This window comes from Microbacterium testaceum, assembly GCF_029761935.1.
Taxonomy (GTDB): domain Bacteria; phylum Actinomycetota; class Actinomycetes; order Actinomycetales; family Microbacteriaceae; genus Microbacterium; species Microbacterium testaceum_A.
Window position 1 is genome coordinate 2284647 of the sequence record NZ_CP121699.1, and the last position, 19293, is coordinate 2303939.

Genomic DNA, 19293 nt, shown 5'->3' on the forward strand with positions numbered 1-19293 from the left:
CGGGCCTTCCTTCGAACGTCGTTGTTGCGAAGCGTCCGACCATTTAGAGGTCAGACCGCTAACGCACGGTAACGGCTCGACCGATACGCTGTCAACACTCTCTTCCGAAGGCGGCAGCGCATGGCATCCCCCTCTCCCTCCGACGAGGCCGCGGACGGCCTCTGGCTCCCCGTCAAAAGGGCACGCGCGCACGAACTCGTCATCGAGGTGATCGAGGACCGGATCCTTTCGGGTGCACTCAAGGTGGGCGATGCGCTGCCCCCGGAGCGGGAGCTGGCCGCCAATCTCGAGGTGAGTCGCGCCGGCGTCCGCGAAGCGGTGCGCGTCCTCGAGAGTCAGGGCGTCCTACGCTCGCAGCCGGGCGCTGGCGCCGCCGCCGGCACCTTCGTCGCCGCGCTGCCGCGCGAGGCGCTCAGCCGCTTCCTGCGTCTGCACGTCGCCCTCTCGAACTTCACCGTGCAGGACGTCACCGAGGCGCGCGTCGTGCTGGAGCGCGCGAGCGCCGCGTCGGCCGCCGCCCAGCTCGACGAGTCCGGACGTGCGCGCATCGCCGAGGCGCTCGCCGCGGGCGATGCCGCGATCGGTGACCGGCAGGCGTTCAACGAGGCGGACACCCGCTTCCACCTCGCGATCGCGGATGCATCGGGCAGCAGCCTGTCCGCCGCCCTGACCGGCGCCATCCGCGAGGCCGTGCGCGTGCCCCTGCTGCACGCGATCGAGCGCAACGCCGCGTGGGGAGACCAGTCGGCGCTGCTGCAGAAGGAGCATCGCGCGATCTTCGACGCCATCGTGGCGCGAGACGGCGATCGGGCCGCCGCCGCGACCGAGGCCCACATCCGCCGGGCGTCATCGGTTCTCTTCGTCGACTGAACGTCGGCCGGGCCGGTGGGGGCGACCCGGCCGACGTCGGCGTCACAGCCGGGAGAGGTGCGCCTGCGCGAGGATCTGAGCCTTCGGGCGTTCGTTCGCGGCCAGGGCCAGCCAGGTCTCGACGACGGTGTCGGGGTTGAGAGACAACGAGTGGATGCCGCGCGCCACGAGCCACTGTGCGAAGTCGGGGTGATCGCTGGGTCCCTGCCCGCAGATGCCGACGTACTTGCCCTGCCGCTGGCAGGCGTCGATCGCCATGCCGAGCAGGTGCAGGACCGCCGGATCGCGCTCGTCGAAGGACGCCGCCATGAGCGCCGAATCGCGGTCGAGGCCCAGGGTGAGCTGAGTCATGTCGTTGGACCCGATCGAGAACCCGTCGAAGTGCTCGAGGAAGCGCTCGGCGAGGATCGCGTTGGCCGGTAGCTCGCACATCATGACGACCGTGAGCCCGTTGTCTCCCCGGCGCAATCCGTTCGCGGCGAGCAGCTCGACGACCGCCGCCGCCTCACCGACCGTCCGCACGAACGGGACCATGACCTGCACGTTGGTCAGACCCATGTCGTCGCGCACGCGGCGCAGCGCCTCGCACTCCATGTCGAAGCACGCCCGGAAGTCCGGCGACACGTAGCGCGCGGCCCCGCGGTAGCCGAGCATCGGGTTCTCTTCGTCGGGTTCGTACAGCGGGCCGCCGATGAGGTTGGCGTACTCGTTCGACTTGAAATCCGACAGGCGCACGATCACCGGCTCGGGTGCGAACGCCGCCGCGATCATCGAGACCCCTTCGGCGACGCGCTGGATGAAGTACTCCTCGGGGGAGGGGTAGGCGGCGATCCGCGCGCGGATGTCGTCGGCCAGGTCGTCCTCGAGCCGGTCGAGCTCGAGCAGGGCGCGCGGGTGGATGCCGATCTGACGGTTGATGATGAACTCCAGCCGCGCCAGCCCGACCCCCGCGTTCGGAAGCCGTGAGAAGGCGAACGCCTGGTCGGGGGTGCCGACGTTCATCATCACCTTGACCGGCGCCGACGGCATCCGGTCGAGCTCGGTCGTCTCCTCGGCGAAGCTCAGGATGCCGTCGTAGACGACGCCGTCGTCGCCCTCGGCGCACGAGACGGTCACCTCTCGACCGTCCTCGAGCACCGCGGTGGCGACACCGGTGCCGACCACGGCGGGGATACCGAGCTCGCGGGCGATGATCGCCGCGTGGCACGTGCGGCCGCCGCGGTCGGTGACGATCGCGGACGCCCGCTTCATGATCGGTTCCCAGTCCGGATCGGTCATGTCGGCCACCAGGACGTCGCCGGGGGAGAAGTCCGCCATCTGCTCGATCGAGGTGAGCACGCGCACGCGTCCCGCCCCGATCCGCTGACCGATCGCGCGGCCCTCGACGAGCACCGGAGCGCGTTCGGCGAGGACGAACCGGCTGAGCACGTTCGCCGAACGACGCGACACCACCGTCTCGGGCCGCGCCTGCAGCACGTACAGCCGGCCGTCCACGCCGTCCTTGCCCCACTCGATGTCCATCGGGCGGCCGTAGTGCGTTTCGATGACGAGGGCGATACGGCCCAGCTCCTCGACCTCGGCGTCGATGATCGAGAACCGGCCCCGGTCGGCGGCATCCACTTCGACGAAAGCCGTGCTGGCGTCCACCTGGCGGCCGTCGGTGTACCGCATCGCGATGGCCTTCTCGCCCACGCTCCGCTTGAGGATCGCGGGACGACCGGCGCGCAGGGCCGGCTTGTACGCGTAGAACTCGTCGGGGTTGACCGCGCCCTGGACGACGGCTTCGCCCAGGCCGTACGAGCTGGTGATGAAGACCGCGTCCTCGAAGCCCGACTCGGTGTCGAGGGTGAACATGACGCCCGAGGCGCCGACGTCGGAACGCACCATCCGTTGGACGCCCGCCGAGAGCGCGACCTCGTGGTGGTCGAAGCCGTGGTGTGCGCGGTAGGCGATCGCGCGATCGTTGTAGAGCGAGGCGAAGACGCGACGCACCGCGTGCAGGATGTTGTCGACCCCGCCGATGTTGAGGAACGTCTCCTGCTGCCCGGCGAAGGACGCGTCGGGGAGATCCTCGGCCGTCGCGCTGGAGCGGACGGCCCAGGTCACGGCATCCGGATCCTCCTCCCCGGCGACGAGCGCGTCGTAGGCCGACCGGATGTCGGACTCCAGATCGGCGGGGAAGGGCTGCTGCTCGATCCAGGCGCGCACGCGCGCGCCCAGCCGGGTCAGGGCGGTGACGTCGTCGACGTCGATCCCCTCGACGGCCGCGCGGATGCGGCCCGCGAGATCGCCCTCGGCGAGGAAGCGTTCGAAGGCGTCCGAGGTGGTCGCGAATCCCGGAGGAACGCGGATGCCGGCGGATGCCAGGTGCGAGACCATCTCGCCGAGCGAGGCGTTCTTGCCGCCGACGCGGGCGAGGTCGCTCATGCCGATCTCGTCGAAGCGCAGGATGGTGGTCATGTGAGGGGCCTTTCGTTCGGTCGGTCCCGCAGCGTCATCGACTGCAGGATCACGGCGGACATCTCCTCGACGCTCCGGGTCGCGGAGCTGAGGAAGGGAATGCGGTTGCGGCGGTAGAGGTCTTCGGCGCGGCGGATCTCGAGGGTGCACTGCGCGAGGCTGGCGTAGGTGGAGTTCGGACGGCGCTCGTGCCGCACCTGACTGAGGCGCAGGGCGGTGGTGGTGAGCCCGAAGCACCGCTCGGCGTGCGGGGCGACGGTCGGGGGCAGGGCGTCGGTGGGGAAGTCGTCGTCGGTCAGGGGATAGTTCGCCACCAGCAGGCCGTAGTGCAGGGCGAGGTACATGGTGGTCGGCGTCTTGCCGCACCGAGACGGCGCCACGATGATGACGTCGGCACTGTCGAGCGCGCGGCGGCTCTGCCCGTCGTCGTGCTCGATCGCGAACTCGACCGCGCGCATACGGGCGAAGTACTGCTCGAGGTCGCCCAGGCCGTGGTACTGCCCGGCGCGCGTCTCGGCTGCCGTGTCGAGGGCGGTCTCGAGCTCGGCGAGGTGGCCGGCGAGCAGATCGATGACCACCGCGGCGCCCTCGGCGAGGCGTCGACGGATGCCGGCGTCCTTGATTGTGGCGAAGACGATGGGCCCCTCGCCCGTCCGGGCGGTCTTCCGCAGCGATTGGATCACCGCCTCGACCGGGGTCACCGTCCCGACGAACGGCACCGTACGACGCTCGAAGGCCGTGCCGGGGAAGTTGGCGAGGAGGGCGCTGCCGAGGGTCTCAGCGGTGATGCCCGTGCTGTCCGAGACGAAGAACACGGCGCGCCGGGGGCCCTGGGGAGCGGAAGCGCTCGCGGGGAAGGAAGGGGAAGAACCGGCCATGACCCGAAGCTAGGGGACCTCCAGGCGGGAATTGCGCCGTTCTCGCGCGAAAGAAATGCCGAAAATGTCACATAGGTAAGACCTGCGTAGTGGTCTGACCTCCAGTCACTCCCGTCGTTCGTCCGTCGTTACCCGGATGGATGTCTGGCGTCGGGCGGGCGGCCACTCGGTCCGACGACAGTGCACAACGGAGGTGGTGTCTCGTGTCCGTCGCGGTGGTCATGGCAGTCGTGCTCGCTCTCGCACCCTCTGCGGTTCCCCCCGGCGACGCAGCCGACGCGCAGACCATCGTCGTCACCGTCCCGGCGCGGGCGGCGTCGCCGACCCCCACCGCGAGTCCTTCGCCGACGGCCGTCGTCCCGTCGCCTGCCGTGGCCCCGACGCCGGCGATTTCACCGACCCCCGCCGCCGGCCCCCTCGCCGTCACCGGAGTCGACCCCACCGTGCTCGTCGCCGCGGCGGTCGCCGGGGTCGCCGCACTAGGGCTGGGGCTCGTCGCCCTGCGCCGCCGTCGTCGCGCCTGACACTCCCGCGCGCTCGGGCCCGCTCCCGCGCGCTCGGACCCGCTCCCGCGCGATCGGGCCCGTGCCCGTCGCGCCGGGCACCGGCATCCCGGATCAGTCGATCCAGAGCACGATGCCGCGGAGACCCGTGAGCACGGCCGCGACTCCCGCGCGCACCGCCGCCCCCGCGCGCTTGGGAGTGAACGTCGACGGATCGTACGCGGCGGCGGTGCCCAGACCCTCGCCGCGGTAGGCGGCCCCGGTCCAGTCCGCCGCGGTGACGTTCTCGGTCGGCTCGGCGAGCTCGGCGCCGACGATGAGGAACTGGCGGTCGAGGTGATTCGCGGTCACCGTCGCGAGCGGGTCGACGAGGGCGTCTCCCGCGCTGATGATCAGGTCGGGATTGAGGTCCATCGCGCGCACGGCCCCGTCGATCATGTCGTCGTCGGCGTGCACGACGCGCAGGTCGGCGTGGGTCTCTTCCGCCCAGTCGCGCACCGCGGCGACGAGGGTCGCGGTGGGAGCGTCATCGCCCACGGTGAGCAGGGCGACCCGGTACCCCGCGGGGGTGGACACCCCGTTCCACGAGCCGGGGACGGGAGCGTGCGTCGACTCGGGCGCCGGAGCGGTCGCGGGGGCGAAGCCCGGCGCGGGGGACCCCACGGCCGCGGGGGCGGGACGCATCGCCGACCAGCCCTCGTCGCTCGCGCAGCCCGCCAGGACCGCCACCATCGCCGCCGCCGACACCGCGGCCAGGACCCGTCGCTTCACCCCCTCACCCTGAACCGTGCAGGTGGCGCGCAGGAGAACACCGCCCGCACGTTTCGTTTCCGTTCGCCCCACCGCGGACAACCGTTCACGACGAGCGCGCACGATCTCCAACGGAAAGGTGCACATGTCTGACTCTGTTCGACGCGTCCTCTCGCGCGTCCTGCTCGTGGCCGCGGGGATCGCGGCGCTGCTGTCGCTTTCGGCGCCGGCCTCGGCCCACGGCATCCTGTCGGTCGTCTACGCGAACCTCGAGAGCGGCGGCACCGGCGTCGTGCGCGCCGAGCTGCAGCTCGAGTACGACCTGCTCGTCGTCTCGGCCGCCGACGCCGAGAAGGACGACCCGCTCTACCAGGAGGGGATGGCCGCGTTCCAGGACGGCGACGCGACGGCGCAGGCCGCCGTGCTCATCGCGCACCGCGACACGATCGCCCACTACGTCAGCGAGCGGTTCCGGATCACCGCGTCCGGGGCGGCGTGCACCCCGCGCATGGACGACGACATCTCGATGACGCGGCAGGACGGAGTGCCCTACGCCGTCGTCACCCTCGAAGACGCCTGCCCGCCGTCCGAGAACGGGCACGAGATCGCGGCCTCGCTCTTCCCCGACGCCGAGGGCTACGTCACCGACACCAAGACGATCCTCACGTACAACCTCGACCTGCACGAGGGCAGCACGGTGCTGGATGCCGAGCACCCCTCGTTCACCACCGCGCAGTCGCCGCTCGAACGCTTCTGGGAGTTCTTCCGCCTCGGCGCCGAGCACCTGCTGACCGGGATCGACCACATCCTCTTCCTGCTCGCCCTCATCGTCGGATCCCGGCGCCTGCGCGAGATCGTGATCGCCGCGACGACGTTCACCATCGCGCACTCGGTGACGTTCATCCTCGCCGCGACCGGGGTGATCGCCGCTCCCCCCGAGGTGGTGGAGCCGACCATCGCCCTCTCGATCGCGGTTGTCGCGGCGTGGTACCTCTGGCGTCTGGTCCGCCGCGATCAGGCCGACGAAGACCTGTCGAAGGCCCACGGCTTCCTGCGGCTCGACCGCGCGGGCTGGCTGCGCGTCGCGGTCGTGTTCGTCTTCGGTCTCGTGCACGGTCTCGGCTTCGCCTCGGCGCTCGGCATCGACGAGCCCTGGTCGTGGACGCTGTTGTGGTCGCTGCTCGTGTTCAACGTGGGCATCGAGGCCGTGCAGATCGGCATCATCGTGATCGTCTTCCCCCTGCTGGTGCTGCTGCGCCGTCGCGCCCCGCGCGTGGGGATGTGGGTCAGCGCCGCGATCGCGGTCGTGGTCACCGTCGCGGGACTCGTCTGGTTCGTGCAGCGCATCCTCGGCATCGAGTGACGGGTGTTGGCGCAGCCGATACGTGTGCTGAGTCAACAATTCACTCGGACGACACCCGGCGGGCGGAGCGTGGGATGCGCTCGCCATCGGTGAGTGCGCACCAGAGACCCCCTTGAAAGAAACGGACAGCCATGTTCCTCACCGCATCGACGTCGCACGGGACGCGCACGCGTCGCCGTGTCTCGTGGATCGCAACCGCCGCGGTCGGCGCCTCCCTCGTCCTCACGGGCGTGGCGAGCGTCCCGGCGGCGATGGCCGACACCACGGCCACCCTCACCGGCGTCATCCTCGGCGTCGGTGCCGACCAGTCGCAGCGCATCGTGACCTGGTACTCCTCGGCCGACACCGCCCAGACGGTGCAGCTTGCGCCCACCTCGGCGCTGACGGGCGGCCAGTTCCCGGCGTCGGCGACGACCTTCGCAGCATCCGGAACGGCGAACATCGCCTCGAGCGGCGGCTTCAACCGTCACGCCACGATCACGGGCCTCGCCGAGAACACGGCGTACTCGTACCGCGTCGGTTCCGAGGGCAACTGGTCGAACACCTACGCCTTCAAGACGCAGTCGTTCGAGGGCGACTACGACTTCCTCTTCTTCGGCGACCCGCAGATCGGGTCGTCGAAGGACACGGCGAAGGACCAGGCGGGGTGGCAGGACACCATGAACGTCGCCCTCAACGCCAACCCGAACGCGGAGATCCTCGTCTCAGGCGGCGACCAGGTCGAGAGCGCGAACACCGAATCGCAGTGGGACGCCTTCCTCGCGCCGGATCAGCTTCGTCAGTACCCCTGGGCCGCGACGATCGGTAACCACGACGTGGGCGGCAAGGCCTACGAGCAGCACCTGTACACCCCCAACACCGATCGTTCCGGCGCCTACTACCGCAAGGGCTCGGGCAGCATCGGCACCGAGTCGGGCGGTGACTACTGGTTCATCTACAAGGACGTGCTGTACATCGACCTGAACAGCAACAGCTACGCCACCTCGCAGGGCGGCGGCGGCGACGACGCGCACATCTCGTACGTCACCGACGTCGTCAACAAGCACGGAGCGGATGCCAAGTACACGGTGCTCGTGTACCACCACGCGATCTACTCGCCGGCCGACCACGCGAAGGACGCCGACAACAAGGTCCGTCGCACCGACTTCCCCACCGCCTTCTCGAAGCTCGGCGTCGACCTGGTGCTCCAGGGCCACGACCACAGCTACTCGCGCTCGTACGAGATCAAGAACGGGGCGAAGGCGAACGCCGACGAGAAGCCCGGTCAGGACGAGGTCTTCGAGGGCCCCGGCGGCGTCGTGTACGTCACCGCCAACTCGGCATCCGGATCGAAGTACTACGACATCACCACGCCCGACAGCAGCGGCACCAGTGGAGCCGGGAACGGCGCCGACCCGCTGAACCCGGCGAACTACTGGTACAACTCGGTGCAGAACCAGGAGCACGTGCGCACGTACGTCAAGGTGCAGGTGAAGAAGGATCAGTTGATCGTTCAGAACATCCGATCGGGCAACTGCCAGGCGCCCAACGCGGCCGTCGAGAAGGGCAACGTCCTCTGGTGCGGGCCGGAGAACGGCACGAAGCCGGCCGAGGCTGTCGGCTCCATCCAGGACGAGGTCACCATCCACCCCAACCACGGCGACGGACAGGACATCCAGGTCGACGTGCCCACCAGCGCCCCCGGTGAGTTCGGGTGGACGATCAACGGTCACAACGGCCTGGTCGACATGGGCACCGCGCAGGAGAAGAACCTGCAGTACTTCGAGGCCACCGGTCAGATCAACCCGATCACCGTCACCGACACCCGCGCGAGCAAGTCGCCGTGGTCGGTCTCGGCGTCGGTGGGCGACTTCGTCGACGACGGCAAGACCTTCAAGGGCTCGTTCCTCGGCTGGGCGCCGAAGGTCGTCACCCCGGGTGCCGGAGCCGTCGCGGGTGCCGCGGTGAACTCCGGGTACGACGGCGGCGACGGTCTGTCGGTCTCCCGTCTGCTCGGTTCGGCTCCCACCGGTCACGACCGCAGCGCCGGAGTTGTCGGCGCCGACCTCGACCTGAAGATCCCCAACACCATCGACAAGGGAAGCTACCGCGCGACCCTGACCCTCACCGCCCTGGCCGGCTGACCAGAGCGAACAGCGCCGGCGGGGAGCTCGTCTCCCCGCCGGCGACCCTCTCGAAGGATCCCCCATGACTCGACTGCCCTCCCTGTCGCGGCTCGCCGCCCTCGCCCTCGCCGCCGCTGTGGTCGCCGGGGGCGCGTGGAGTGCCGCGCCCGCCCTGGCCGCGACCGACGACGTGACCTGGACCGTGCGGACCGCCTCGAACGCGCTCGGCGCCGATCGCACGAACTACAGCTACGCGCTGAACCCCGGCGCCCACCTCGACGACGCCCTCGTGGTCGCCAACCGCGGTGCCGAGGCCGTCGAGCTCGACGTGTACGCCGCTGACGGCTACACCACCTCGACCGGCGCTCTCGATCTGCGCGTCGCCGGCGAGCAGTCGGTGGGCGTGGGCGCGTGGGTCACCGTGCCGCAGCGTCACGTGACCGTCCCGGCCGGTCAGACGGTCGAGGTGCCGTTCGCGGTCGACGTGCCCCAGAACGCCACGCCGGGCGACTACGCGGGCGGGGTTGTCACCACGCTCACGGTCGCGGACGCCTCCGCGAACGTCAACGTCGATCGTCGCCTGGGCATCCGCACCGGCATCCGTGTCGGGGGAGACCTCGCCCCGGCGCTCGCCGTCGACGACCTGCGCGTTGGGTGGGACGGCGGTTTCGTGCCCTTCCTCTTCGGCGACGCCACCGTGCACTACCGCCTGCACAACACCGGGAACGTCTCGCTCGCGGCCGAAGAGGCCGACGCGGTCACGGGTCCGTTCGGGCTCGCGCGTCTCGACTCCGCGCCCGACGACGCGGCCCCCACCCTGCTGCCCGGCGAGAGCTGGGAGCGCGACGTGCGGGTTCCCGCGGTGGCCGCGATGGGTGTACTGATCGCGTCGGTGTCGGCGACCCCGATCGTGACGGATGCCGCGGGCTCCATCTCGACCCTCGATCCGATCGAGGTGTCGACGTTCGGGTGGGCGATTCCGTGGCCGCTGCTGCTCCTGGTCGTGCTGATCGTCGCGGGGGCGGTCTTCGGTCCGCGTCTGCTGCGCGAGCGCCGTCGCCGGGCCCAGCAGGCGGAGGACGAGCGCGTGGCCGCCGCCGTCGAGCGCACGCTGGCCGAGAAGGAGCGCCAGCCCGTCGAGTGACCGGCAGGTCACCGACCTCGTCATGGGGATCGACGTCGGTGACCCGCCGAAGCTTCAGTTGTACCCGAGGATCACGCCCGATTCGAGGTCGACGTCCGAGGACGCGAGGGCGGGGTGATCGGAACCTTCTGCTTCACTCACCCGGCGATTCTGCCGCCGCCCCGGGGGTGGGGCCAGGGTTCCTCACGGAACGCACACGAGAACGATCCGCGACGTGAGGACGACGAAGGGACCGGGCCCCTCGGCTCGGTCCCTCGGTCGCGTATCGGGCGGTCAGAAGTGGATCGACGGCCCGTGCGCGATCGGTGTCGCGGGCCGGTAGTGGATGACCTCCGCCTGGACGGTGGCGGGCACGATCGCGGCGGTGACGGCGGGGCCGACCGTCAGCAACGCCCCGAGGGCGACGGCGACGACGGCGAGACCGGATGGTCGGGTGCGGCTCACGGACGGGGGGATCACGGCTTCTCCTTCGATCGGTTCGGCAAGACGATCGTATGGTGAAAAACGTACGCGAAGGTGAGCAATCGGCTGGGAACGCCGTCGGCTACCCCCTCGGCCCGGGCGTCCGACCGGCTTCCCGGCCCTCGAACGCCGACGCCACGACGTCCGCCACGTCGTCGAGAGCCGCATCGTCGCGACTGCTCAACCACCACTCGACCAGCCCGTCCACGCTCGCGCGCAGGGCGGAGGCGACGATCGGGATCGGGGTCTCGAGGGTGCGTCCCGTCGCCGTCGACCAGCGCTCGATGCTGTCCGAGATGGCGCGGATGCTCGCTTCGATCTCGCTCTGCGCTGCGGCCCGCAGGTCGGGATGAGAGCGGGCGGATGCCGTCAGCTCGCTCACGACGCGGTACTCGCTCTCGTGTCGGCGCAGATCCCGCGCGAGTCCGCGCAGTGCGAGACGCACGGCCGCGGCGAAGTCGTCGAGGGCGAGGTCGTCGGCCCACACGGCCTCGAGGGTGCGCTGGGATGCGCGGTGGAGCACGGCCTCGACGAGGGCGGTCTTGGATCCGAAGGCGTAGGTCACCACGCGATGCGCGACGCCGGCGCGCTCGGCGACCCGGCGCAGGCTCAGTGCCGACGCGCCCGCATCGGCAACGACGGTGAGGGCGGCGTCGAGCAGGCGTTCGCGGCGCTCTTCGAGGGGAAGGTAGTCACGGGTGGGGGCCTCGGCGTTCACGGCGTTCTCCAAGCGATCGGGGCGGTCGAGTCTCGCATACTGAATATATCCACACGGACCAATTGGAGGACGAGATGACCGACCTGCACATCACCCCCGCTCGAGAGGCCGACCTCCCCGCCGCCGCGCGCGTGCTCGCCGAGGCCTTCCGCGACGATCCCGTGATGGCCGCGATCCTTCCGGGCGGTCGCCGCATCGAGCGGCTCACGACCCTGTTCACCGCGCTCCTGCGGGGCGCCGCCTTCGAGACCGGCAGCGTCGACCTCGCTCGTCGCTCCGACGGGGACGAGATCCTCGGGGTGGCCGCGTGGGAAGGCCCCGGCGCGGCATCCCTCCCCTGGCGCCAGCTTCCCGGCTACCTGTCGGCCCTCGGCGTCGCCGGCATCGTCCGGGCGGCGGCCCTGTCGTCGCGGTTGGCGCGTCACCGCCCGCGGTCGCCGCACTGGTACCTCGCCCAGATCGGCGTCTCGCCCGCCGCGCGAGGACTCGGCGTGGGCGGTGCTCTCCTGCGCTCCCGCCTCGAGACGCTCGACGTCACGCGCACGACCGCCTACCTCGAGTCGTCGACCCCCGACAACCGCCGCCTCTACGGCCGCCTCGGCTTCGAAGAGATCGCGCCGATCCCGGGGATCCGCGGGGCCTCGCCGATGGCCATGCTCCGCCCGCCCGCGCCCGCTCGGCACGCGGTGCCCGCCCGAGCGGTCTGAGGGGGCATCCCGGGCAGGCATCTCGACGTCGAGCGTCCACAAAGTCCGCTCAGGCGCCGAGGAATAGACTGGGCGACATCGACACCGTCTCTCCGGGACCCTCCGTGACCACTCCTTCTTCCGAGCGCGCCTTCGACGTTCGCCACGTGCAGCTCGCGCGCGCCCTTTTCGCGGCGCTGGCCGCCGTTATGGTCACCTTCTCGTCCGACCACTCCGCCCCCCTCGGCCTGGGGGTGTTCAGCGGCTTCGCGCTCGCGACCGGGCTCGTCTTCGCCCTGTCGGTGTGGCTCGTCCACCCGCGCGGCCAGCGCCTGATCCCGGCGCTGCTCGCGATCGTCTCGATCGTCGCGGGCATGGTCGCCAGCGTCGGCACCTGGCGCACGACCGGCGTCTTCTTCGGCGTCGTGATCGCGTGGGCTCTCGTCTCGGGCGCGATCGAGCTGATCGGCGCCCTGCGCCAGCGCAAGACGGTCGGGGCCGCGGGTGCGCGCGACGGCGTGCTCATCGGCATCCTGAGTCTCGTCCTCGGGGTCGTGCTGCTGCTCCCGATCCAGCAGTACGCGCTCGACTACAGCATCGCCGGGGCGGGTTCGTTCACGCTGACCGGCATCACCATCGCCGTGGGTCTCTTCGGCGGGTACGCGGCGGTCGTCGCCGTGTTCCTCGCGATCGCGGGGTTCTCTCCGCGCCGCACCGAGCCCGTTCCGGCCGTACCCTCCGAGGAGGCCGCGTCATGACCGACAAGCCCACCACCCGCCGCGACCTGATGAAGCCCGTTCAGCTTCTCGGTCTGGCTTTCATCGCCGCCCTGTTCGCCGGGTTCGTCACGCTCATGTCGATGGGCTTCTTCCAGACGCGGCCCGCCGACCAGATCCAGCGTGCGCTGATCGTGGGCCTGGTCGCCGCGGGAGCGACGTTCATCGTCACTCTCGTCTCGCTGGCGCTGCTGCTGCTGGCCGTCGACCCCTCCAAGGTCACCGCCACGGTCGACCGTCCGCTGCTTCTTCCGAAGAACGCTCCGGATGCCGACGCCCCCGAGGCCGCGGCCGCGCCCGAGTCCCCGCGCGTCGACGACGGCCCCACCGAGCCGCGCGCCTGACGCGCAGCCCGCGCCCCGCGACTAGCGGCGCGGGTCGATCATCGTCATTCCCGCGGGTGACGCCGAGTCCATCGTCGGCAGCAGGTCGGCCGCCTCGGCGAGTCCCACCACGCGCTCGACGAGCTCCTGCGGTCGCAGGGCGCCGCTCTCGATGAGCGAGAGCATCTCGGGATAGTCCACCGCGGCCATGCCGTGGCTGCCGAGCAGGTCGAGTTCCCACGCGATCACGCGGGCCATGGGCATCGAGGTCATGCCGTCGGCGGTCGGGAGCAGCCCGATCTGCACGTGCCGCCCGCGTCGACGCAGGCTCAGCACGGCGTCGCGCGCCGTCTGGGCGCTGCCGACGGCGTCGACCGAGACGTGGCTGCCGCCCCCGGTGATCTCGTGCACGGCCGCGGCGATGTCCGAACCGTCGGCGACCAGCGTGTGCTCCGCCCCGAGCCGCTTCGCCGCGTCGAGAGCCGCCGGGGTGCGATCCACCGCGATGACGCGCGCGCCCAGGGCGGCGCCGATCATCACGGCGCTGAGGCCCACGCCGCCCGCGCCGACGACGGTGATCCACTCGCCCGCCTGCACGCGCGCCCGCCCCGTGAGCGCACGGTAGGCGGTGGCGAAGCGGCAGCCGAGGGCGGCCGCGGCCTCGAACGAGACGTCGTCGGGAATGCGCACGACGTTCGTGTCGGCCGCGCGCAGCACGACGTGCTCGGCGAAGCTCCCCCACTGGGTGAAGCCCGGCTGCTGCTGGTCGGGGCAGACCTGTGCGTTGCCGCCGAGGCACCACTCGCAGGCCCCGCAGCCCATCACGAAGGGCACCGTCACGCGGTCGCCGACGCTCCAGCGCTGCACGCCGTCGCCGACCTCGACGATCACGCCCGCCAGCTCGTGCCCCGGAACGTGGGGGAGTGAGACGTCATCGTGCCCGACCCACGCGTGCCAGTCGCTCTTGCACAGGCCCGTCGCGTGCACCTCGACGACGACCCCGCCGGTGGGGGCGCTCGGGGCCTCGACCTCACGCACCTCGAGGGGTTCGGCCAGGGCATCCATGATCATCGCGCGCATGGCATCCATTCTCCCGCTCCGCGTGCGCGGCCCGCGCGCGGTGCGGTGGGCCGCGACGGCGAGGTGCTCACCCGTCGCGTGTCCACAACACGCGGAGGCTCTGGGATGTCGTCCGGGTGCTCTGGACACTCACGTCGCGTGAGCGGCGGCGTCAGGCGTGCCGGCGACGGCGCAGAAGGAGCAGCCCCGCGCCGAGACCACCGAAGACCAGGGCCAGGATGCCGAGGGCCAGAGGCATCTCGGAGCCGGTGGCGGCCAGACCGCCGCCGGCCGCCGCGGTCCCGCCGGATCCGCCGACGGTGCCCGCCGGGGTGCCGGGGGTACCCGTGCCCGTTCCGGAGCCGTCGCCCCCTCCCGCGCCATCCCCCGGTGCGGCCCCCGCCACGACCGTGACGGTCGCGGACCGCGCCTGCTCGAGGTTGCCGGCCACGTCGGTGGAGCGGAACTGCACGAGGTGGTCGCCGGCGCCGGTGAGCGTCACGCTCGAGCCCGCGGTCCACGTCGTCCCGCCGTCGAGCGAGTACTCGGTCAGGGCGACGCCCGAGGTGGCATCCGTCGCCTGGAACACCACCGTCGCCTCGGCGGGCGCCAGGGCCTGGAACACCGCGGCCGGCTGCATGAGGCGCAGCAGCGTCGAGGGCTTCTCGGTCGAGGCCTCGGTGGTTGGGGCGGCCGTGTCGATGCGGATGGGGAGCGATCCGGCGACCTCGGGCACCTCGGTGCCGTTCCACAGGGCGCGGTAGTCGACGGTGTGGTCGCCGTCGGTGGTGACGTCGAAGTCCGGTCCCGTCTGCCACGCCCCGCCGTCGAGGCGGTACTGCACCTCGACGTCGGTGTTGCCGTCGTGCGACAGGCTCACCGGGACGGGAGCGGCGGTGTACCAGCCGGCGGCGTTGGGCTGCGTCCGCAGGAACGGCTCGATGTGCGCGATCCCGCCGGCCTCGGCCACGAAGAACTCGGGGATCTTCAGGTACGACCCGGGGGTCGCGAAGGTGAAGCGCAGGCCCGTCGCCAGGACCTTCTGGAACGACAACGTCGTCTCGACGCCGTTCGTCACCGTGGGCGCGTCACCGGTGAGGGGCAGCGGCTTCCACTGGTTGTCGTGGTAGTCCCGGTACTCGAGCGAGACACCCGCGATCGATCCCTCGAGGTTCGTGAAGCGCACCTCGTTCAGGCGGTGGATCTCCAACGTCTCCATCGTGAAGGTCGCGGAGTCCTTGTAGCCCGCGTCGGTCCAGGTCGACCACGCCGTGCCGAGTCGGCCGTCGCACGCGTTGGAGGCGGGCATCGTGGCCCACTTCGTCTGGTGGAACGATGCCGACACCGTCGTGCCCATATCGCGGCATACGTTCACGGCCGAGGCGTTGCCCCACACGTCGACCTCAGAGATCGACTGCCACGTGTTCGCCTGGCTCGTCAGCCGGAGCCGCAGGGCGCTGGCCGCCGGAAGCGTGCGGGCGTCGATCACGGCCGTGGGGGCCGGGGCGCTGGCATCCTGAGCGAGAGTCGCCTCGACCGCGGTGTCCTTCCATGCGCCCGAGGCGTCGCGGTACTGCACCTGGATGCGCGAGGGCCAGGTCGCCGTCGCCCCGTCCTTGTAGGTGTGCACGACGATCGAGTCGAACGTGCGGTCGGTGCCCCAGTCGAACTGCAGCCAGCTGTCGCGCGGGTAGCCGTTTCCGGTCCAGTCGTCCCAGCCCTTGGCCGTGGGGTTGCCGTCGGTGAGGGTGGCGACGAGGTCGGAGCGGCTCGACGCGGTGACGGTCGCCTCGGGGGCGATGTCGGCGATGCCGGGCTCGGCGACCGTGATCGTGCGCTGGAACGAGCGACCGGCGGTGAAGTTCGCGTCGGCGGCGAGGGTGCCGGTGATCGTCTGCGGGCCGAGCACGCTCGTGTCGATCGTCGACCAGGTGACGGCGACCGGGGCGGTGCCGGCGGAGGTGTCGACGGGGACGCTGGTGGGCAGCTGCGGGATGGCGCCGCGGCGGACGGTCTCGGGCAGGCCGGTGGTCACGGCGCGCCAGGTGCCGTGGCCGAAGCCCTTGTCATCCCAGTACGAGGCGTCCCATCCCTTGCCGTACCGCGCGGGGTCCTCGGCGGCGGGGTTGTGCATCTCGAGGCGTCCGTTCTCGCCCACCGTGAGCGGGAGCCAGACGTAGGTCGAGTCGGACTTGCCCTCGTTCCAGCGGTCGCCCATGTAGACGAACTTGCCCGGCTCGAGTTCGAACACGTTCGTCGTCTGCGAGCCGAACGTCGAGCGGCGCACGTCGCCGATCGAGAGCAGGCCGTCACCCCCGTCGGGGATGGCGTTGTACGAGACGGTCTCGTTCACGTCGTTCGCGTCGACACCGCGGATCCACGTGCCCATCAGGTTCTTCGTCGTGTAGTACGTCTGCGGGTTGGGCGCCCAGCCGGTCGCGCCCGAGGTGACGACGCTGTAGGTGCCGTCGCGCTCGAAGATCGCGGGCGCCTCGAGGTGGCCGCACTCCTTGACGATCTGGAAGTCCTTCCCCCGTTCCGGCGCCGCGGGGGTCCCGTCGGCGAAGACGTAGGGGTAGCGGCCGTCTTCGGAGTACTGGTTGACGTCGAGGGTGTCGCGATCGGTGGTGTGGGTGACGTTCGTGTAGGTGTCGTCGAGGGCGGCGACGTAGAGGCTGTAGTTCTCCTCCGATGAGTACGAGATGTATGCCTTGCCGTCGTCGTCCTGGAACACCGTCATGTCGCGCGCCTGACCGGGGACCGCGTACGGCGTGCAGGCCTGGTAGTCGGTGCGGTTGGGCATGCGGAAGGCGCCCGTCATGCGGAACGGGCCCGCGGGCGAGTCCGATACGGCGACGGCCGCCATCGACCGCGCGTAGGTGCTGCCGCCGGGCTCGGTGCGCCCGTCGGCGTGCCACCACATGACCCACTTGCCGGTCTTGGCGTTGTGCAGCACCTTGGGGCGCTCGAAGATCGCGGTGTAATCCGAGTTCTGCGTCGAGTTGAGGTGGTACGCGAGGGCGTCGATCTTCTCGGTGCGCGGCTGGCCGTTCTCGTCGACGGTGTCGTACAGATCCTCGAAGTAGGGCGTGAGCAGGTCGTCGCGCGTCGAGATGCTGCGGAGCGCGTCTCCGAGGTTCGTCCAATTCTTGGCATCCGTCGATCGATACACCGCGACGCCGGGGCTGTTCCAGTAGCCGTTCGTGCGGTCTTCGCCGTACCAGTAGGAGACGGTCTGGCCGTTCTCTTCGGTCGTGACCACCTGCCCGCCGTGCGCCTGGATGTGCCGGCCGTCGGTGTCGTACCAGGCCGGTTGGAAGTAGTCGGCCGCGCCGAGGCCGGGGTCGGCGAGCGGCTGGAAGTTCGTGTAGGTGACGGGCGGGTCGATCCGGGGCACCCCGTCGTTCGGATCGGTCGGCACGCCGCCCGCGGCGCTCGCCGCGAGGGGGGATGCCAGGGCTCCGCCGACCACGGCAGCGGTCACGGCCGCGAGGAGCGTGCGCACGAAAGAGGAAGAGGGGCGTCGAGGCGTCATCGCGTCTGTTCCGATCTGCGCCGCGACGGTGCGGCGCACGACGGCCCGGGGGCCGCGGTGGGGATGTTGACGTCAACACTATGGGGCACCGGTGCGCGACGTCCAGGGGCAGTTCGCGGTGTGGTGCTCGCCGACGCGAACGCCGCGCCGGCACGACGCGGGCGCGAGAACACGCCGATTGCGCAGAACACCCGGACGTTTCCGAAGATCGTCCGGGTGTTCTGGACACTCACGGAGGGGGCGGGCGGCGGCGCGTGCCCGCGCCCGCAGCGCGTTACAGCGCGTCGACCACCTGCGACGCGAGGCCCGCGTACGCGGCGGGGGTCAGCGCGAGCAGGCGCTCTTTCGCGGCGTCGCCGATGTCGAGGCCGCGCACGAACTCCGCGAGCTCGGGGCCGCCGACGCGGCGTCCGCGCGTGAGGTCCTTCAGCAGCGCGTAGGGGTCGGTGATCTGCGAGCGACCCGCGGCGATCTCCGCGCGCACGACGGTCTGGATCGCCTCGGCGAGCACTTCCCAGTTCGCGTCGAGGTCGGCCAGCAGCACGCCTTCGGCAAGCGAGATCTCGGTCAGGCCCCGCTGCAGGTTGTCGAGCGCGAGCAGCGAGTGTCCGAACGCGACGCCGATGTTCCGCTGCGTCGTCGAGTCGGTGAGGTCGCGCTGCATGCGGCTGGTGACGAGGGTGGATGCCAGGGTGCCGAACAACCCGCCGGCGATCTCGAGATTCGCCTCGGCGTTCTCGAAGCGGATCGGGTTGATCTTGTGCGGCATGGTCGACGAACCGGTGGCGCCGGCGACGGGGATCTGCGTGAAGTATCCCAGCGAGATGTAGGTCCAGATGTCGGTGGCGAGGTTGTGCAGGATGCCGCCCGCGTGACGCGCGCGGTCGTACAGCTCGACCTGCCAGTCGTGCGACTCGATCTGCGTGGTGACCGGGTTGAAGCCCAGGCCGAGCGACTCGATGAACGCGCGCGTCAGCTCGGGCCAGTCGACGTCGGGCTCAGCGGCGACGTGCGCCGACCAGGTGCCGGTGGCCCCCGAGAACTTGGCGAGGTACTCCCCGGCATCCAGCTGACGGATGACGCGCCCGAGGCGCCATGCGAACACGCCGATCTCTTTGCCCATGGTCGTGGGGGTGGCGGGCTGGCCGTGCGTGCGCGAGAGCATCGCGGCGTCGCGGTGCTGCGTCGCGAGCTCGGCGAGGGCGGCGGTGACCGAGCGGAGCTTCGGCAGCCAGACGCGCTCGACCGCGCGCTGCACGGTGAGGGCGTAGGCGGTGGAGTTGATGTCTTCGCTGGTGCACGCGAAGTGGGTCAGCTCGGCGAGGGCGGTGAGGCCCAGGGTGTCGAGGCGGTCGCGCACGAGGTACTCGACGGCCTTGACGTCGTGGCGGGTGACCGCCTCTTTCTCTTTCAGCCACGCGATCTCGTCGGCGCCGAACTCCTCGTAGAGGGCGCGCAGGCGCGCGCGGTCGGCGTCGGAGACGGGCGAGGTGCCGAACAGCGAGCGGTCGGTCAGGGCGAGCAGCCACTCGACCTCGACCTCGACGCGGGCGCGGTTGAGCCCGGCCTCCGACAGGTAATCGCCGAGTTCCGCGACGGTGGCGAAGTACCGTCCGTCGAGCGGGCTGAGGGGCTGCGGGGGCAGAGAGGACACGGGTCTC

16 protein-coding genes are annotated in these 19293 nt (G+C 70.9%); 8 read left to right on the forward strand and 8 right to left on the reverse strand.

The window, feature by feature from the left end:
- Positions 1-120 precede the first annotated feature (120 nt).
- Positions 121-870 carry a FadR/GntR family transcriptional regulator gene (locus QBE02_RS11075; protein ID WP_279365761.1) on the forward strand — a complete coding sequence of 250 codons (750 nt, stop codon included), beginning with the start codon at positions 121-123 and terminating at the stop codon, positions 868-870.
- Between the two features lie 42 nt (positions 871-912).
- On the opposite strand, the gene ppsA is transcribed toward QBE02_RS11075, so the two are convergent.
- Positions 913-3330, reverse strand: a complete 2418-nt coding sequence (gene ppsA / locus QBE02_RS11080; RefSeq protein ID WP_279365762.1) for a phosphoenolpyruvate synthase — start codon at positions 3328-3330, stop codon at positions 913-915.
- Positions 3327-4208, reverse strand: a complete 882-nt coding sequence (locus QBE02_RS11085; protein WP_279365763.1) for a pyruvate, water dikinase regulatory protein — start codon at positions 4206-4208, stop codon at positions 3327-3329. The genes ppsA and QBE02_RS11085 overlap by 4 nt, the downstream gene beginning before the upstream one ends.
- Positions 4209-4411: 203 nt before the next feature.
- Here QBE02_RS11085 and QBE02_RS11090 point away from each other — a divergent pair, with 203 nt between their 5' ends.
- The gene (locus QBE02_RS11090; RefSeq protein ID WP_279365764.1) at positions 4412-4732 is read left to right on the forward strand and encodes an LPXTG cell wall anchor domain-containing protein; all 321 of its coding nucleotides are present in this window, start codon (positions 4412-4414) and stop codon (positions 4730-4732) included.
- A 93-nt stretch (positions 4733-4825) separates the two neighbouring features.
- Here QBE02_RS11090 and QBE02_RS11095 read toward each other — a convergent pair whose 3' ends face one another.
- Positions 4826-5482: a hypothetical protein gene (locus tag QBE02_RS11095; protein WP_279365765.1), complete on the reverse strand. Its 657-nt coding sequence runs from the start codon at positions 5480-5482 to the stop codon at positions 4826-4828.
- 124 nt (positions 5483-5606) lie between these two features.
- Between QBE02_RS11095 and QBE02_RS11100 the strand changes: the two genes are divergently transcribed.
- The 3 genes from QBE02_RS11100 to QBE02_RS11110 all read left to right on the forward strand — a co-directional run bounded on the left by QBE02_RS11100 (position 5607) and on the right by QBE02_RS11110 (position 10073).
- Positions 5607-6824, forward strand: a complete 1218-nt coding sequence (locus tag QBE02_RS11100) for a HupE/UreJ family protein (RefSeq protein ID WP_279365766.1) — start codon at positions 5607-5609, stop codon at positions 6822-6824.
- 131 nt (positions 6825-6955) lie between these two features.
- A complete protein-coding gene (locus QBE02_RS11105; RefSeq protein ID WP_279365767.1) occupies positions 6956-8947 on the forward strand; it encodes a metallophosphoesterase family protein in 1992 nt (663 codons plus the stop codon).
- A gap of 64 nt (positions 8948-9011) precedes the next feature.
- Entirely contained in the window at positions 9012-10073 is a 1062-nt protein-coding gene (locus QBE02_RS11110; protein ID WP_279365768.1) for a WxL protein peptidoglycan domain-containing protein, read from the forward strand.
- Positions 10074-10346: 273 nt separating this feature from the next.
- Here QBE02_RS11110 and QBE02_RS11115 read toward each other — a convergent pair whose 3' ends face one another.
- Together QBE02_RS11115 and QBE02_RS11120 are read right to left on the reverse strand one after the other, a co-directional pair.
- Positions 10347-10532, reverse strand: coding sequence for a hypothetical protein (locus QBE02_RS11115; RefSeq protein ID WP_279365769.1), 186 nt, complete (start codon positions 10530-10532; stop codon positions 10347-10349).
- Between the two features lie 85 nt (positions 10533-10617).
- Positions 10618-11253: a TetR/AcrR family transcriptional regulator gene (locus QBE02_RS11120; RefSeq protein WP_279365770.1), complete on the reverse strand. Its 636-nt coding sequence runs from the start codon at positions 11251-11253 to the stop codon at positions 10618-10620.
- A 74-nt stretch (positions 11254-11327) separates the two neighbouring features.
- Here QBE02_RS11120 and QBE02_RS11125 point away from each other — a divergent pair, with 74 nt between their 5' ends.
- The 3 genes from QBE02_RS11125 to QBE02_RS11135 all read left to right on the forward strand — a co-directional run bounded on the left by QBE02_RS11125 (position 11328) and on the right by QBE02_RS11135 (position 13059).
- Positions 11328-11960: a GNAT family N-acetyltransferase gene (locus tag QBE02_RS11125; RefSeq protein ID WP_279365771.1), complete on the forward strand. Its 633-nt coding sequence runs from the start codon at positions 11328-11330 to the stop codon at positions 11958-11960.
- A gap of 104 nt (positions 11961-12064) precedes the next feature.
- Complete coding sequence (locus QBE02_RS11130) at positions 12065-12697, forward strand: acyl-CoA synthetase (RefSeq protein WP_082450295.1); 633 nt, start codon at positions 12065-12067, stop codon at positions 12695-12697.
- The gene (locus QBE02_RS11135; RefSeq protein WP_279365772.1) at positions 12694-13059 is read left to right on the forward strand and encodes an amino acid transporter; all 366 of its coding nucleotides are present in this window, start codon (positions 12694-12696) and stop codon (positions 13057-13059) included. The genes QBE02_RS11130 and QBE02_RS11135 overlap by 4 nt, the downstream gene beginning before the upstream one ends.
- A 21-nt stretch (positions 13060-13080) precedes the next feature.
- On the opposite strand, the gene QBE02_RS11140 is transcribed toward QBE02_RS11135, so the two are convergent.
- From QBE02_RS11140 to purB, 3 genes are all read right to left on the reverse strand, one after another.
- Positions 13081-14118, reverse strand: coding sequence for a zinc-dependent alcohol dehydrogenase family protein (locus QBE02_RS11140; protein WP_279367881.1), 1038 nt, complete (start codon positions 14116-14118; stop codon positions 13081-13083).
- A 151-nt stretch (positions 14119-14269) separates the two neighbouring features.
- Positions 14270-17581 (reverse strand): OmpL47-type beta-barrel domain-containing protein, encoded by a 3312-nt coding sequence (locus QBE02_RS11145; protein ID WP_279365773.1) that lies wholly within the window; start codon positions 17579-17581, stop codon positions 14270-14272.
- A 325-nt stretch (positions 17582-17906) separates the two neighbouring features.
- Positions 17907-19286 carry an adenylosuccinate lyase gene (gene purB, locus QBE02_RS11150; protein ID WP_279365774.1) on the reverse strand — a complete coding sequence of 460 codons (1380 nt, stop codon included), beginning with the start codon at positions 19284-19286 and terminating at the stop codon, positions 17907-17909.
- Positions 19287-19293 lie beyond the last annotated feature (7 nt).

Coding starts and splice junctions, on each gene's coding strand:
- QBE02_RS11075 (WP_279365761.1), top strand. CDS start 121: ATGGCATCCCCCTCTCCCTCCGACGAGGCCGCGGACGGCCTCTGGCTC.
- ppsA (WP_279365762.1), bottom strand. CDS start 3,330: ATGACCACCATCCTGCGCTTCGACGAGATCGGCATGAGCGACCTCGCC.
- QBE02_RS11085 (WP_279365763.1), bottom strand. CDS start 4,208: ATGGCCGGTTCTTCCCCTTCCTTCCCCGCGAGCGCTTCCGCTCCCCAG.
- QBE02_RS11100 (WP_279365766.1), top strand. CDS start 5,607: ATGTCTGACTCTGTTCGACGCGTCCTCTCGCGCGTCCTGCTCGTGGCC.
- QBE02_RS11105 (WP_279365767.1), top strand. CDS start 6,956: ATGTTCCTCACCGCATCGACGTCGCACGGGACGCGCACGCGTCGCCGT.
- QBE02_RS11110 (WP_279365768.1), top strand. CDS start 9,012: ATGACTCGACTGCCCTCCCTGTCGCGGCTCGCCGCCCTCGCCCTCGCC.
- QBE02_RS11125 (WP_279365771.1), top strand. CDS start 11,328: ATGACCGACCTGCACATCACCCCCGCTCGAGAGGCCGACCTCCCCGCC.
- QBE02_RS11135 (WP_279365772.1), top strand. CDS start 12,694: ATGACCGACAAGCCCACCACCCGCCGCGACCTGATGAAGCCCGTTCAG.
- QBE02_RS11140 (WP_279367881.1), bottom strand. CDS start 14,118: ATGCGCGCGATGATCATGGATGCCCTGGCCGAACCCCTCGAGGTGCGT.